Below are 14230 nucleotides of genomic sequence, written 5' to 3'. Positions count from 1 at the left end.
GGACGCCTCACGGGTTGGCTCCCTTGATGATCTTGGGGAGGTCCTTGGTGTAGTCGCCGACCGTGGTGCCCTCGCCGTAGAGGAGGTAGCCCCCGTCGGTCTTCGGGGAGAACGCGACGACCTGGGTGCCGTGGACGGAGACGGTCTTGCCGTTCTTGTCCTTCTTCGTCGGCTCGATGGTGATGCCGAGGGCGCGGGCGCCGGCCTGGATGGTGGAGAAGTCACCGGTCAGGCCGATGAACTGGGAGTCGATTCCCTTGAGCCACTTGCCGAGTTCGGACGGGGTGTCGCGGGCGGGGTCGGTGGTGACGAACACCACCCGCAGCTTGTCCTGTTCGGCCTTGGGCAGGGCCTTCTTGGCGACCGCGAGGTTGTTCATGGTCAGCGGGCAGATGTCGGGGCAGTGGGTGTAGCCGAAGTAGATCAGGGTCGGCCTGCCCTGGGTCTCCTTGCGGAGGTCGTATTTCTTGCCGTGCGTGTCGGTGAGGACCAGGTCCGGCTTCTCGAACGGCTGGTCGAGCACGGTGGCGGCCTTGTCCGAGCCGGACTCCTCGGAGACCACGGCGATGGGTGACTTGCCGTCGTCGCCGCTGCCGCAGGCGGAGAGGGTCAGAGTGGCCGCGGCGAGCAGCGAGGCCGCGGCGAACGTCTTCTTGCGCATAGAGAAATGTCCCAGATGTGAGAGCTCCGGCCCGCACCGGGGCCGTGCCAAGCCTGGCACGGGCCCCTGTGCGCGGCACGGATCAGGGGGTTCAGGCGTCGGCCCGGCGCCGTCCGGCGAGCACGCCGTAGGCGACACCGGCCGCGCCGACGACGATGCCGACCACACCGAGCACGCGCGCGGTGGTGTCGCTGCCGCCGGAGGAGGAGTCGTCGGAGGCGGCGGCGGTCTCGGCCTTCTCCTCCTTCTCGTCGGAGGCGTCCTCGGCGGCGGTCGAGCCGTGGGAGTGCTCGTCCTCGGAGGCGGCGGCCAGTTCGAGCACCGGGGCGGGGTTCTCGGGCTCCTCCTGGCCGTCCTGCTGGACCTCGATCCAGCGGACGACCTCCTTGTTGGAGTACGTCTGGATCGCCTTGAAGACCAGTTCGTCGGTGTCTTCGGGCAGGGCGCCGACGGACAGCGGGAACTTCTGGAAGTAGCCGGGCTCGATGCCCTTGCCGTCGGCGGTCCAGGTGACCTTGGTGATCGCCTCGCTGATCTTCTCGCCGTGCATCTCCAGCGGCTTGTCCAGCTTGGACTTGGTGACCTTCACCTTCCAGCCGTCGATCGGCTGCGGCATCACCGAGGCCAGCGGGTGGTCGGTGGGGAAGCTGACCTCGAGCTTGGTCGTCGAGGCGTCGTCGCGCTCGTTGGGCACCTTGAAGTCGACGACCGCGTAGCCGCCCTTGGCGGCCGTGCCCTCCGGCTGCACGCTGACGTGCGCGAAGGCGGGCGCGGAGAGGACGAGGACGGAGGAGCCGGCGACGGCAGCGGCGGCGGCGAGACGAGAAGCCTTCATGGCGTGGAGCACTCCACTCTGAGTGAGTTCCGGTGGTGAAGAGGGGTATGCGTGCGCGAGGCGCGACCGCGGTCCCTCTCCTTACGGATGTGTGCGGAGTGGCGTTCGCGTCGCGTCAGGCGGCGAGGACGAGTGCGGCGGCCGACGGCGGGCCGCGCCGGATCACCGTGTGCTGGAGTGCGGTGGTCTGCGGGGCGGGCGAGTCGTCCGTGGCGGTACGACGGGCCCGTGCGCGCGGGTCGGGAACGGGCGGGAGCCCGGCGCACAGGGCGCATGCCAGCGCGAGGGCCGCGCGCAGCGACCTTACGAGCGCTCCCTCAGTGATTCCGTGCGTCGACAGGTCGAGCAGGCGCAGCACGGCCAGGTCGCCACGGCGCAGCAGCCAGCCGACGGCGACGGCCGCGAGGAGGTGGCCGAGGACCATCGGCAGCGAGGGCAGCAGGGACGCGGAGGCGCCGGTGGCGTCCGCCGCGTGGTGCATGGCGCTCATGTCCATGCCCGGGTGCGGGGCCGCGGGGGCGGCCAGATGCGCGTCGACGAGGAGCCGGTACGCATGGGCGGGGCTGAGGGCAGCCGCGCTCGACCCGCACACCAGCCGTGCGGCCCGGGCCACGAGGGCCTGGTCGCTCATCCCGGACATCGAGCCCATGGAGCTCATCGAGCCCATGGACGCGGCGCCGGAGGCCGTAGCGGCCGTGGCCTGCTCGGCCAGCCCGAACAGCGTGTGCAGCGCGGTCTGCCCCACGGCGAGCAGCGCCGCGATCCCCGGCAGTGAGCGGGCCCGCCCGGCGAGCGGGGCCACCAGTACGAGGGAGCCCAGGAATCCCGCGCCCAGCGTCCACAGCGGGACGGTGGCGCAGGCGGCCAGGGTGTGCCCCGCCGCAGCCAGCACGACGCAGACCGCGGCGAACACCGCGGCCCGCAGAATCCGGAGTTCCGCTCCGGAGCGCGTAGTGCGCGGCTGGGGGGCAGTCATGGCGGGCTCATCATCGCACTGTCCTCACACCTGCCTTACGGCAGGTCCGGAAGACGGCCGTCGCACAGCCGCCCCTCATACACCGATTCGTCCCCGGCCGCATCCACCGTATGGGCGGAGTCACGCCGACGGTGTGCTTACGGACCGCCACGGGCGGCAATACGTATCGGTATGTCGAGCCGCAGCCAGGAGGCTGGAGCATGAGCATCTGGTGGTCACTCCATCTGCGGCGCGAGGCCGCGAGCGTCCCGCTCGCCCGACGGCTGCTGCTGGGCACGATGGAGACCGCGGGCGTCGACCCCGACATCTCGTACGACCTGTCCGTCGCCCTCAGTGAGGCCTGCGCGAACGCCGTCGAGCACGGCGGTGACGGTGCGCGCGGCGCCTCGGAGGAATACCGGGTGACGGCCTACCTCGACGGCGAGAAGTGCCGTATCGAGGTGACCGACTCCGGCCCGGGACTCGCCCCCGGCGCCGCGGTCACCCGGCCCCCGTGCCCGGACGCCGAGCACGGCCGCGGCCTGTGTCTCATCCGGGAACTCGCCGACCACGTCCACATCGGCCCCAAGTCCGGCCGGGGCGGGACGGTGGTCAGCTTCGACAAGATGCTCAAGTGGCGCGACGACGCGCCGCTGGTGGCGGTCTAGACGCCCGGCCGGGCGGCTCACAGCTTTCTGCCAGCCACGGCTCATGTCCCTGACATGCGGAGTTCGTACGTTCCTCGGCCATGACGGGAAAACACAAGAACAACATCACCCGGCGCCGCGCCCTCGCGGTGACCGGCGGTACGGTCGCGGCCGGCGGCCTCGCCGTCGCCGGTTACCAGTCGGCCTTCGCCGACACGGCCACCGAGGCCACGGCGAGCGCCTCCGCCTCGGCCACCTCGACCGGCGGCACCTGCATGCAGCTGATGTCGAGCGTCACGGAAGGGCCGTACTACCTCGATGGTGCCTTGGTGCGCAAGGACATCACCGAGGGCAAGAGCGGCGTCCCGCTGACGCTCCGGCTCACCGTCGTGGACGCCACCGACGGCTGCACCCCGGTCTCCGGCGCCGCCGTGGAGATCTGGCACTGCGACGCCTGGGGCTACTACTCGGGCTACACCACCGCCAACCCCGGCGGCTCGGCGCCCGCGGAGAGCGAGGACGGCTCCACCGCCGACGACAGCACCTATCTGCGCGGCTACCAGATCGCCAACGCCAACGGGGTGGTGAAGTTCGAGACGATCTTCCCCGGCTGGTACACGCCCCGCACCTGCCACATCCACCTCAAGGTGCACACCGGCGGCGAGAAGGAGGACGGCACCTACGAGGGCGGCAAGGTCAACTACACCGGCCAGCTGTTCTTCGCCGACGACATCGCCGAGGAGATCTTCACGCTGGAGCCGTACTCGAAGCACACCGGCACCTACACCGAGCTCGCCGACGACATGGTCTACGACGGCGGCGGCGCCTCCAGCGGCCTGCTGACCCTGGAGCGCGTGCACAAGAAGGACCCGTCCAAGGGCTACAAGGGCTACATCACCCTGGGCGTCGACCCCGACGCCGAGAACACCGGCGCCGGCAGCGGCGGTGGGGGCACGCCCCCGAGCGGCGCGCCCAGCGACACCCCGACGGGTGCCCCGCCGAGCGGTGCCCCGAGCGACAGCGCCTCCCCGACGGCGTCCGCGTCCTCGTAAGGTACGGCCATGAGCAGCCGCGAGGACGACACGCTGGCGCAAGCCGCAGTGGACGCGCTCACCAGGCAGCTGGCCCTGGCGCCCAAGCCGGGACTGCCCGATCCGCGCGACCTGACCGCCCGGACCACCCGCCGGGACCACCGTGCCCTGCGCTGGTCGGCCAAGGCGCTGACACCCGGCCTCGCGGCGATGGCCGCCTCCGCCCGCCGCACCGGTGAGGTCACGCCGGCACTGCGGGCGGAGCTGGGGGCGATCGGCCGGTGCACCGAGCACTCGGTCGGTCTGGCGGGCGGCGGACACCGGGGCGCCCTGTGGGCGCTGGGCCTGCTGGTCGCCGCTGCCGCGCTGGGGCCGAGGCCCGGGGCACGGGACGTGCTGACGGTGGCCAAGCGGATCGCCGCGCACCCCGACCGCCGCGCCCCGCTCAGGGCGTCACGCGGCTCCTCCGTGTCGGCCAAGTACGGCGCGGCCGGGGCCCGGGGCGAGGCGAAGGCCGGATTCCCGCATGTGCGGCGGGCGTTGGACGCGCTCGCCGCCGCCCGCTCGGCCGGCGCCACCGAGGCCCAGGCGCGCCTGGACGCCCTGCTCACCGTGATGTCCACCCTCCAGGACACCGAACTCCTCTACAGGGCGGGTCCGTTGGGCCTGCGGCAGGTGCAGGCGGGCGCCCGGGGGATCCTGGAGGCGGGCGGAACGGCCACCCCCGTGGGCGCCGAGGCGCTGGCCGCCTTCGACGCCGACCTGCACACGCGCGCGTGGAGCCCCCGGGGAAGCGCGGGACTGCTCGCGGGGGCGCTGTTCCTCGATTCGCTGCCGGTGGCTTGAATTTCCCTGGATTCCGGATCTCGTGGCGGGCCGGCATGGTTGATGGACGGCCCGCCACGTCATTAGCCTGTCGAAAATGCTGGCCCATGAGCCCAAGGCGTCGACGGTCCGGGTGGTCACCACCGCATCCTTGCGTGCCGACCCGGAAAAGCTGATCCCCCTTTCCGGGGAATCCGCTCGCATTCTCCCGTTCGACGAGGAGGTGCTGCGCCACTGCACCGGCGACGTCACCGAATTCACCGCCTCGGTGTGGGGAAAAAGAGCCCACGTCACGGCGGCCGGAATTCCGGAGGGCGATCTGATCGGCGCCGAGGACATCGACCGGCTGCTCACCGGGCTGCCGCTGCTGCGGGCGGACATGATCCGGCTCGTGCGCAACGGGGAGGTCCTGCCGCGTTCGTCGTATCTGAGGTCCGTACGGGAGGTCTACCCGCGCCCGGTCGACCAGCGGATGACCGAGAACGAGCATCTGCTGGAGATGCTCACGCGCGGCGCGGCGAGCCCGGCGGAGGTGACGGCCGCCGTACGCGCGGGAGCCACGCTGATCCTGGAGAACACCCACTGGTACCACCCGCCGGTCACCGAGTTCTGCCGTGCGCTGGAGCTCGCCCTGGGCCACCGGTGCCGGGCGAACGTCTATCTCACGCCCGCCTCGGCACAGGGCTTCGACCTGCACTCCGATCCGACCGACGTGTTCGTGCTCCAGGCGTCCGGCGAGAAGGACTGGCACCTTGAGGCCAGCCCCTGGCAGCGCCGGCACGGCATCGAGCCCGAGGTCACCGACCTGGTGCTGCGGCCCGGCGACGTCCTGTACGTCCCGCGCGGCACCCCGCACCGCGCCCACACCCGGCACGCCCGCTCGGTCCATGTCACCGTCAGCGTCACCCCGAACACCTGGCGGGACGTGCTGCGGACCTCGCTCACCCAGCTCGTCGAGCAGGCCCTGCCGGCCGAGAGGCTGGACGCCGAGCTGCCGGTCGGCTGGCTGCACGACGGCGACGCCCTGGCCCCCGACACCGACCGGCTGATGGCGAGCCTGCGCACCGCCCTGGAGGAGACGGAGGCGGACCGCGTCCACTCTGCGCACCTGCGGAACTTCCTGACCGAGCTGACCGACCGCGTCCCCGGCGCCTTCGCCGCCGACCACGCCCTCGGAGTGCTCGGCGTGACCGACACCACCCGGCTGCGGCGCCGGCGCACCGTGCCGTGCGCGCTGTTCACCCGCCCCGGCACCCCGAAGCTGTACGTCGTCCTCGGGCGCCGCACGGTCGTCCTGCCCGCGCACCACGAGCGGGCGGTACGGCACCTCGTGGTCGCCGACGTGTTCGAGCCGCGGGACCTCGCGGCGTGCGGCCTCGCCGAGCCGCGCGAGCGCCTGGAGCTCTGCCAGGTGCTCGTCGACACCCACCTCCTGCGCACGGCCTGACGCCGCTAAGGTGAGCCCATGGACATTCCGGCCGAAAAATTACCCGGCGGTGTGATATTGCGGCTCGCCACGAAAGGCGACGCCCCGGCACTCGCCGCCGCATATGTCGAGAACCGCGAGCATCTCGCACCGTGGGAACCCCGCCGCACCGAGGAATTCTTCACCGTAGGCACTCAGGCGGCCCTGCTCGAGGAGCGGCTGAGGCAATTCGCCGAAAAGCGGATCGTGCCCAGGGTTCTGGAATCCGCCGACGGCCGGATCGTGGGGACCATCACCCTGTCCGGAATCGTCCTCGGCCCTTTCCGCAGCGCCTATCTCGGGTACTGGATCGCCGCCGACCACCAGGGGCGCGGACTGGCGACAGCCGCCGTGGAGGCGGTGTGCCGGGACGCCCGCGAGACCGTGGGCCTGCACCGCATCGAGGCCACCACCGTCCTGGACAACACCGGCTCCCAACGCGTGCTGGCCAAGTGCGGCTTCGAGCACATCGGTACGGCCCCGCGCTATCTGCACATCAACGGGACGTGGCGGGATCACCTGCTGTTCCAGCGGATCCTGCACGACGACGACCCGACTCCGTGACCCCGGCGGCGGGCGCGGGCGCCGAGGCCCGTACCGCCACGGCGTGCGCACCCGCGCCGGCGGCCAGGAACAGCACCGCCAGCGCCGCCCAGCCCGCCGCCCCCGCGGCCACCACGCCCCCGGCCACCAGGGACGGCCCGACCATCCCCTCGGCGGTCGGGCCCAGGCTGTACGCGGCGGCGTAACTCCCGCGCTCCTCCTCGGGGGACAGCGCGAACTGCAGCCCCCAGCCGCCCGCGGCATGCCAGATCTCGCCCAGCGTGTGCAGCACCACGGTCGCCAGCAGCAGCGCCACGGCCACGGCCGTCGGCACCCGGGCGGCCAGCGTCAGCGCCCCGCACATCAGGGCCAGCGACACCCCGGCCCGCCGCATGTGCCGTCCCGCGCCGGGCACCGTCTCGGCGCCCCGGCTCATCGGCACCTGGAGCGCGATCGCGATGACGGTGTTGGCGGCGATGAGCAGCGGGGCGATCGCCGGGGGCGCCTCGGTCGCCCGGGACACCCATAGCGGGATGCCGATCACCAGCACCGAAAGGTTCAGCTGGAGGAAGCCGTTGCAGCAGGTCAGCGCCAGGAACCTCAGATCCCGGAAGGGCGCGAGCGCGGTGCGCTGCCCGCGCCCGCGCGCCTTGCCGCCCACCTCGCGCGCCCCCGCCATCAGCACGGCGGCGATCACGAACGACAGCCCGTCGCCCAGCAGCAGCGACCGGTACCCCCACGCGCTGCCGCTGCCCACCGCCACCGCCGCGAGCAGGGCGCCCACCAGGAACCCGGTGTTCTTCACCACCTGCACCCGGGCCATGACACCGACCCGCTGCCCGTCGCCGAACGCGGCGCCGACGTACGCCTGGAGAGCGGGCATCCCGGCGTACTCGGCCAGTCCCAGCAGCACCAGCACGGTGAGGAACTGCCAGAAGGTGTGCACGAACGCCAGCGCGGAGCACCACACCGCGCGCCACAGGTGCAGCGCGACCAGCGCGCGGCGCGGCCCGAGCCGGTCGACCAGGGCGCCGTTCGGGACGGTCGCGGCCAGCGCGACGACGCCGAGGACGGACAGGCCGATCCCGATCTGGCCCCCCGACAGCCCGGCCACCCGCGTGTAGAAGAGCGTGGCACCGGCGAGGAACAGACCACCGCCCGTCGCGTCGATCGCGACCGTGGTCAGCAGCCTGCGCTCCAGGGGGCCGGTGGGCCGGACACCGAGCCGGCCGGCGAGTGCTCCCAGTGCTCCCCGCATGATCGGACTCCCTTCATGATGTGCGGCGGACGTTCACAGACAGGTCTCGTGCGCCTCGGACACGCACGTCGGGCAGAACAGCGTGCCGTCGAGCCGTTCCTGACAGGCCGGGCAGCGCCGTACCGGGTCGACACGGTCGCCGAGCCAGGCGCGGGCCAGGACGGAGCGCAGCGCGGTCTCCGCGTCGCGCACCTTCGGGTGCAGGGCGGTCTCCCGGCCGAGCCGCAGCACCGAGGCGACCACCGGCTCCGGCACACCCAGGGCCCGCCACACCGCCCGGCAGGCCGGCCAGGAGCGCTCCGCCCAGTGCAGTTCCTCGGCGGCCTCGGACATCGCCGACCGCAGGGCCGGGGCGAGAACACCCGAGCCGACGGCGGTTGCCAGGACGGCCCGCACATGGACGGTGGACACGGTCAGTTCGGCGTGCCCGGCGTCGGGGTCCAGGGCGACGGCGACATCGGCGTCCGAGGTGAGGACGCCCAGCCGGTACAGGGTGAAGACGTCACCGATGCCGATCGCGCCCAGCGGCCACAGGTCGGCGGCCCGGAGCGCGCCCATGCTGGAGGCGCCCACCACCGTCCAGCCCGCGTCCAGCAGTTCCCGGCACTCGGTCGGCGTGACGGCCATGGACCCGCCGAACAGTCCGTCGACGAGGAGCACGGTGCCGGGCCGCAGGTCCAGCAGCGGCGCCAGGTCGCCCCGGCGTACGGGCGGTCGCAGGTCGACGGCGGCCAGCAGCGACGGGTCCAGCGGGTGGACGGAGGCGGCGCCGAAGACGATGGGCTGTGCTGTGTCATGGGGCCACACGATCGCTCCTGGTGGTGTTGTGTGGTGCGGCCACACGATGGCTTCTGCCGGGATCCACCACGGAGTCGACCATCCCGGGCACCGCGACGTGTGCGACGGGCAGTCCGAACTCCGCGAGGGTCAGGTCGGTGAACACCACCCGCCGGTAGCCGCCCTCCGCCAGCCGCGCGGCGACGTCCCGCAGCGTGGCCCGCGTCGACGTGGGCGGCGGGTCGGGCAGGTCGCGGAGGTCGGTGACGCCGTGGGCCCGGGCGGCCAGCGCGCGGGCCAGGAACGCCGAGCGCTGCGCGGCCGGGTCCGCCCGGTAGACGTCGGCGACCCGGTCGAGGTCCTCCCGGCTGCCCTGGATCGCGGTGGCCCGGGCCTGCGCGGCCTCGGTCAGCGCCCGGCGCAGCGCCACGCCGGCGTTGCGGTGGGTGCCGAAGCCGGACACCGCCAGATGGGCCTGGGCGGCGCCCGGGTCGGAGAGGAAGACGGCGAAGGTGGGCAGGACGGTCGTCCCGGTGAGGTCGATGATCACGGTGTCGACCTCGGCCCGCGCGTACTTGCGCAGCAGTTCCGTCTCGGGCGCCCCGGTGATCGTGTCGAGCCCGACCAGCCGCCCCGGACCGCCGCGCAGATAGCGGGAGGTGGCGTCCCGTTCGACGACCTCGTACAGGGCGTGCAGCACGGCCTCGGCCAGGGTGGCGCCGGAGGCCAGCCCGGTCGTGCTGGGGCGTACGGGCCGGGCGAGGCCCGGTGGCGCGTAGTACGGGAAGACCACGTCGGCGGCCGGCACCAGCACCGCCGTGCCGTCCGCCGCGTCGGTGCCCCGGATCCACTCCAGCGGCTCGTCGGGCAGGCCCGGCAGGCCGAGGTCGGCGGCGCCGAGGAAGTCCCGCCCGGCGGCGCGGAGTTCGGAGGGCCGGGCGGTCAGCTCGGGCCGGGCCAGTGAGCCGCAGTGCCGTTCCAGGGCCTCGAACAGGGCGGAGGCGAGGGCTTCCTGCTTGCCGTTGCCCTTGCCCTGGCACAGGGTGATCTGCCCGGCGCGGGCGCCCGGCCGGGTCACGCTGAACACCGGGATGCCGAGCACGTCCAGCGGGGTGAGGTCGGTGACCCGGCTGATGCCGAGCCGGTACCGCAGCGGCCACACCCGCCCGACGGCCTCGGCGGCCGGCACGGACCGGTGCGAGGTGCCGCACGACACCATCGCGGGGTCCCCGGCCGTCTCCGCCAGCCATGCCAGCGGATCGGCGGTCGCGAGGTCAGTCACGGCGCGCCTCCCGGGTGACCACCAGCAGACAGCGGGCGTGCAGGGCGGTCAGGAAGGCCAGGGCGGCGTCCGGTCCGGTGTTCGTGCCCTCCAGACAGGCGGGCAGGTAGTCCCCCAGAGGGCGCCCGGACGCGGCCCGGGTCAGCGCGGTGAACGCCCACTCGGGCAGATGCAGGCCCGCCTTGCCCTCGGCCCCGCCGGTGATCCGCAGCAGGGTGCCGGCGCCGTCCTGCTCCCAGACCAGGCGGGCGCCCGGGGCGAGGTCGACGCAGGTGTCCGCGGTCAGGGCCGTACCGAGGCCGGCGAGCCGGCGGACGAACCGGTCGCCGAGCACCATGCCGCCGAGGTGGGTGGCCAGCAGCATGTCCAGGGCCTGGCCCGGGGTCTCGATCATCGGCTCGCCGCGCCGGTTGAGCGAGGTGTTGACCATCACCGGGAACCCGGTGCGCTCGCCGACCAGGTGCAGCAGCCGGTGGACGAGGGGGTTGGCGGTGCGGGAGACGGTCTGGACGCGGGCGGTGCCGTCGACGTGGGTGACGGCCGCGAGGGAGGACCGGTACTCCTCCCGGACCCGGACCACGCGCAGCATGTGCGGTGAGGGGGCGTCGAGTTCGAAGTACTCGGCGGCGACCTCCTCCGGCACGATGGGCGCCAGCGGCCGGAAGTCCTCCCGGAACTTGATCTGGGCGTTGATGAAGTCCCAGGTGTCCCGGCTGCGGGCGTCGGCGAAGACCGACCGGTGCCCGAGCGCGCGCGGCCCGAACTCCGACCCGCCCTGGAACCAGCCGACCACCTCGCCCGCGGCGATCCGGTCCGCGAGGTCGTCCAGACCGAGCGGTTCCACGGTCACCCGGTCCCCGACCAGCCCGATCGCGCTGTCGTGGTCGTCCTGGGTGTAGGGGTGGCCCAGGTAGTCGTCGAACTCGCCGACGTCCCGGCGGGTCGATCCGGTGAGGCGGAAGTGCGCGGCGGCGGCGACCCCGAGGGAGATTCCGGCGTCGCTGGCGGCCGGGACGACGAAGAAGCGGTCGGCGCCGCTCTCCCGGGCGATGCGGTCGTTGGCCACGGAGTTCAGCGCGACCCCGCCCGCGTAGGCGAGGTTGCGGCACCCGGGGACCAGCGACATGGCGTGCTGCGCCCGCGCGACCAGCGCCTCCTCCAGGTCGGCCTGGACACGGGCGGCGAGGTCGGCGTGGTCCAGCGGGCTGCCGCTGCCGGGCCGCAGCCGGTGCCGGTCCTTCCAGTCGCTCCGGAAGTGCGGCAGCCCGTCCGGGCCCTGTTCCAGGAGACTCGGCCCGGCGTTGTGCGGCTTGCCCCAGGGCGCGAGCCCCATCAGTTTGCCGCTGCCCTCCTGCCAGTCCCCGAAGACGTACTGGCTGACGGCCGCGTACGTCTCGCCGATGGACGACGAGCCGACCCGTACGTTGAAGGAGTCGGCGCACTCCCGGAACAGCAGCCGGTAGCCGTCGCGGTCGAAGTGGTAGACGGAGAAGACGTGGACCCGGGGCAGCCGCCCCTCGATCCTCAGGTCCAGGTAGTCCTGCAACTCCGGCCCGCTGACCAGGAGATCGTCCGCGCCGAGCACCGAGCCGCCGGAGCCGTCGCAGACCACGACCACCGCGTCCTCGAACGGCGAGGTCCAGAACGCCGAGAAGGCGTGGGCGAGATGGTGCGAGACATAGACGACCCGCTCGTCGAACGGGTCGAAGAGGTCGAATCCGGCCGCCGCCGACGGCACCGACAGGCCGACGTAACCGGGCAGCAGCGGCTGGGCGTTGAAGGCGAAGGCGTCCACGTCGCCGGCGTCGACACCGGCCGAGCCGAGGCAGTAGTCGGCCGCCGCACGGGAGTCCAGGTACCCGACCCCGTCGTGCTTGCGGCGCGTGACCCGCTCCTGCTGCACGCCGACCCGGGGCACCCCGCCGCTCATCAGGCAGGCGGAGGCGTCGTGACTGGCGGACAGGCCGAGGATCACCGGCGCCGCACGCTCCTCGCCCGCCTCCCCCTCGGTCTCCTCGACCTCGACGGCGTCCACCCCGCCGACGGCGACGAACGCCGTGGCGGGCTCGGCACACTCGACGGTGAGCTCCCCGGAGGCGGCGGGGGTGTGCACCAGCCACCCGGCGCCGGTGGTGTGCTCGTCCCCGGCCCGCACGGACACCGTGGCGGCCTTGGGCAGCCACAGCGGCCGGTCGCCGCCCGGCACCGTCTCGGCCGTGCCCGCCGTGGTGACGGCGATCCGCGCCCCGTCCCCGTCGGCCCGCAGCCGCAGCCGCCGGCTCTCCGAGGACAGTATGAACGTACGTACGACATCCCCGTCGGTGCCCAGCCGCCGCACCAGCGGCGACCCCGCCAGTTGCCCGCCGGCCCCCGCCGAGGCCAGCAGCGCGGCCCGCAGCAGGCCCGACGGCACGCCGCGGCCGTCCCGCCGCAGTCGGGCGAGCAGCGCGGCGGCGAGTCCGGCGACCAGGCCGACGGCGGCCGAGGTGCCGCGCATCGGCTCGAAGCCGCCGGTCGTGGAGCCGGTGGGGTAGGGGGCGTCCGGGATGAGCAGTTGCGGCTTGCGGCCGACCAGGTCGGTGCCGCAGTACGGGGTGGGCGCGCCGTCCGCTCCGGTCACGCCGACCGCCAGTACCGAGGGACAGGAGGCGGGAAAGCGCAGCCGGCCCGGACCGTCGTGTCCGGCGGCGGCGACGAACAGCGGCATGGCCGCGTCCCGGGCGGCCTCCTCGAAGGCGCGCCGCACCCCGATGCGCTCCGCGTCCGGCTCGGCCGACGACCAGGGCAGGGCCACGACGTCCCAGCCGCCGTCGGCGCCCACCATGCGCCGCAGGTCGGCGGCGAGGGTGGGGGCCTTGAGGTCGGCGGCGGAGGCGTACCCGATGTGCGCCGCGGGCGCGATCCGCGCGGCGAGGCCGGCCACCCGCTCGGTGTGCGGGTCGGTGGCCGCGCCGTCCGGGGCCGCGGTCGCACCGTCGCTCACCACGAGGATCCGCACCCCGGCGCCCAGCCCCTCGGCCGGGACGCCGTCCAGCAGGCGCCACACGTCGGCCGGTGCCCCGGTCATGACGCGCTCACCGGGGCGAGGCCGACCGACGGGGTCCAGCCGCTCTGGGCGAGCAGCCGCTCGATGCGCCCGAAGTCCTCGTCGAGGTCGTCGGCGCCGAGCCCCACCCCGATCTCGTACGTCACCGCCCGCAGCCGGGGCGAGCCGGCCACCGCCTCCTGGAGCAGGTCGATGACGGCGGGCGTCACCTGGTGGCTGTGGGTGTCCAGATAGCGGTTGTCGAACGTGGGGTCGATGTAACCGCCCGCCACATGGATCTCCACCACCCGCTCCAGCGGCAGCGACCGCAGGACCTCCTCGTAGGGACGGCGCACGGCGACGGCGTAGGAGAAGACGTGGGCGACGTCCAGCAGCAGGTCGCAGTCGGCGCCGTCGGTGACCCGGTGGAAGAACTCACCGAGGCTCATCCGGCCCACCGCGAGCGTGCAGGAGGGGATCTCCGGGACGAACGGGTACCGGCTCAGCCGGCGCATCGTCCGGATGCCGTCCACCACATGGTCGGCGACCTCGCGTTCGAACAGCGGCGGGGTGAAGTAGGGCAGCGGGTACGGGCCGATCGACCACAGGCCGATGTCCTCGCACGTCCACACCGCGTCCAGGGCGTCGCTCACCGCCTCCAGGCGGGTGAACAGGTCCAGGTTGGGGCCGCCGGGCGCGGCCGGGGCCACTCCGGGCAGATGGTGCACCACGGGCAGACCGCGGGCGCACTCGGCCGCGAAGGTCCGGGCCGCGGCGGCGCTGGGCAGGGAGACGCAGGAGACATGGCTGAGCCGGCCGTCGTACCTGGTGCGCAGGTCGGCCATGCTCTGCGGATAGCGGTCGCGGTACTGCCAGTCGAGCCCGAAGCCGAGCCGGGCGACGGAATCCGTCCGTGCTGTTGTCAT

General features: G+C 73.4%; 13 protein-coding genes. 5 read left to right on the top strand and 8 right to left on the bottom strand.

All coding sequences use genetic code 11. From position 1 onward, the window contains the following. Positions 1 to 7: 7 nt before the first annotated feature. From ACZ7L0_RS15010 to ACZ7L0_RS15000, 3 genes are all read right to left on the bottom strand, one after another. A complete protein-coding gene (locus tag ACZ7L0_RS15010; RefSeq protein ID WP_471242873.1) occupies positions 8 to 661 on the bottom strand; it encodes an SCO family protein in 654 nt (217 codons plus the stop codon). A 91-nt stretch (positions 662 to 752) separates the two neighbouring features. Continuing rightward, on the bottom strand, positions 753 to 1496 hold the full coding sequence (locus tag ACZ7L0_RS15005) for a YcnI family copper-binding membrane protein (RefSeq protein WP_471242872.1): 744 nt from the start codon (positions 1494 to 1496) through the stop codon (positions 753 to 755). Between the two features lie 115 nt (positions 1497 to 1611). Beyond that, a complete protein-coding gene (locus ACZ7L0_RS15000) occupies positions 1612 to 2472 on the bottom strand; it encodes a hypothetical protein (protein ID WP_471242871.1) in 861 nt (286 codons plus the stop codon). 200 nt (positions 2473 to 2672) lie between these two features. Between ACZ7L0_RS15000 and ACZ7L0_RS14995 the strand changes: the two genes are divergently transcribed. The 5 genes from ACZ7L0_RS14995 (at position 2673) to ACZ7L0_RS14975 (ending at position 6983) form a co-directional block, all read left to right on the top strand. Next, positions 2673 to 3119 (top strand): ATP-binding protein, encoded by a 447-nt coding sequence (locus ACZ7L0_RS14995; RefSeq protein ID WP_471242870.1) that lies wholly within the window; start codon positions 2673 to 2675, stop codon positions 3117 to 3119. 80 nt (positions 3120 to 3199) lie between these two features. Next, positions 3200 to 4150, top strand: a complete 951-nt coding sequence (locus tag ACZ7L0_RS14990) for an intradiol ring-cleavage dioxygenase (RefSeq protein ID WP_471242869.1) — start codon at positions 3200 to 3202, stop codon at positions 4148 to 4150. 9 nt (positions 4151 to 4159) lie between these two features. Then, positions 4160 to 4975 carry a triphosphoribosyl-dephospho-CoA synthase gene (locus tag ACZ7L0_RS14985; protein WP_471242868.1) on the top strand — a complete coding sequence of 272 codons (816 nt, stop codon included), beginning with the start codon at positions 4160 to 4162 and terminating at the stop codon, positions 4973 to 4975. A 76-nt stretch (positions 4976 to 5051) separates the two neighbouring features. Next, positions 5052 to 6401, top strand: a complete 1350-nt coding sequence (locus tag ACZ7L0_RS14980) for a JmjC domain-containing protein (protein WP_471242867.1) — start codon at positions 5052 to 5054, stop codon at positions 6399 to 6401. Between the two features lie 18 nt (positions 6402 to 6419). After that, on the top strand, positions 6420 to 6983 hold the full coding sequence (locus ACZ7L0_RS14975; RefSeq protein ID WP_471242866.1) for a GNAT family N-acetyltransferase: 564 nt from the start codon (positions 6420 to 6422) through the stop codon (positions 6981 to 6983). Here ACZ7L0_RS14975 and ACZ7L0_RS14970 read toward each other — a convergent pair. Genes ACZ7L0_RS14970 through ACZ7L0_RS14950 form a run of 5 tightly spaced genes read right to left on the bottom strand, consistent with a single transcriptional unit; the run spans position 6916 to position 14230 of the window. After that, the gene (locus ACZ7L0_RS14970) at positions 6916 to 8220 is read right to left on the bottom strand and encodes an MFS transporter (RefSeq protein WP_471242865.1); all 1305 of its coding nucleotides are present in this window, start codon (positions 8218 to 8220) and stop codon (positions 6916 to 6918) included. The two genes, ACZ7L0_RS14975 and ACZ7L0_RS14970, sit on opposite strands and share 68 nt — an antisense overlap. Before the next feature lie 33 nt (positions 8221 to 8253). Next, on the bottom strand, positions 8254 to 9027 hold the full coding sequence (locus tag ACZ7L0_RS14965) for a TfuA-like protein (RefSeq protein WP_471242864.1): 774 nt from the start codon (positions 9025 to 9027) through the stop codon (positions 8254 to 8256). After that, positions 9014 to 10279: a YcaO-like family protein gene (locus tag ACZ7L0_RS14960; protein WP_471242863.1), complete on the bottom strand. Its 1266-nt coding sequence runs from the start codon at positions 10277 to 10279 to the stop codon at positions 9014 to 9016. Before ACZ7L0_RS14960 ends, ACZ7L0_RS14965 begins: the two co-directional genes overlap by 14 nt. Continuing rightward, positions 10272 to 13346, bottom strand: a complete 3075-nt coding sequence (locus tag ACZ7L0_RS14955; RefSeq protein ID WP_471242862.1) for a carbamoyltransferase C-terminal domain-containing protein — start codon at positions 13344 to 13346, stop codon at positions 10272 to 10274. The genes ACZ7L0_RS14960 and ACZ7L0_RS14955 overlap by 8 nt, the downstream gene beginning before the upstream one ends. Continuing rightward, complete coding sequence (locus ACZ7L0_RS14950; protein WP_471242861.1) at positions 13343 to 14230, bottom strand: multinuclear nonheme iron-dependent oxidase; 888 nt, start codon at positions 14228 to 14230, stop codon at positions 13343 to 13345. Before ACZ7L0_RS14950 ends, ACZ7L0_RS14955 begins: the two co-directional genes overlap by 4 nt.

It is taken from the genome of Streptomyces sp. NPDC039424 (assembly GCF_055639495.1).
Note: the sequence above shows the minus strand (reverse complement) of the source record. Positions and strands in the feature narration are given on the sequence as shown.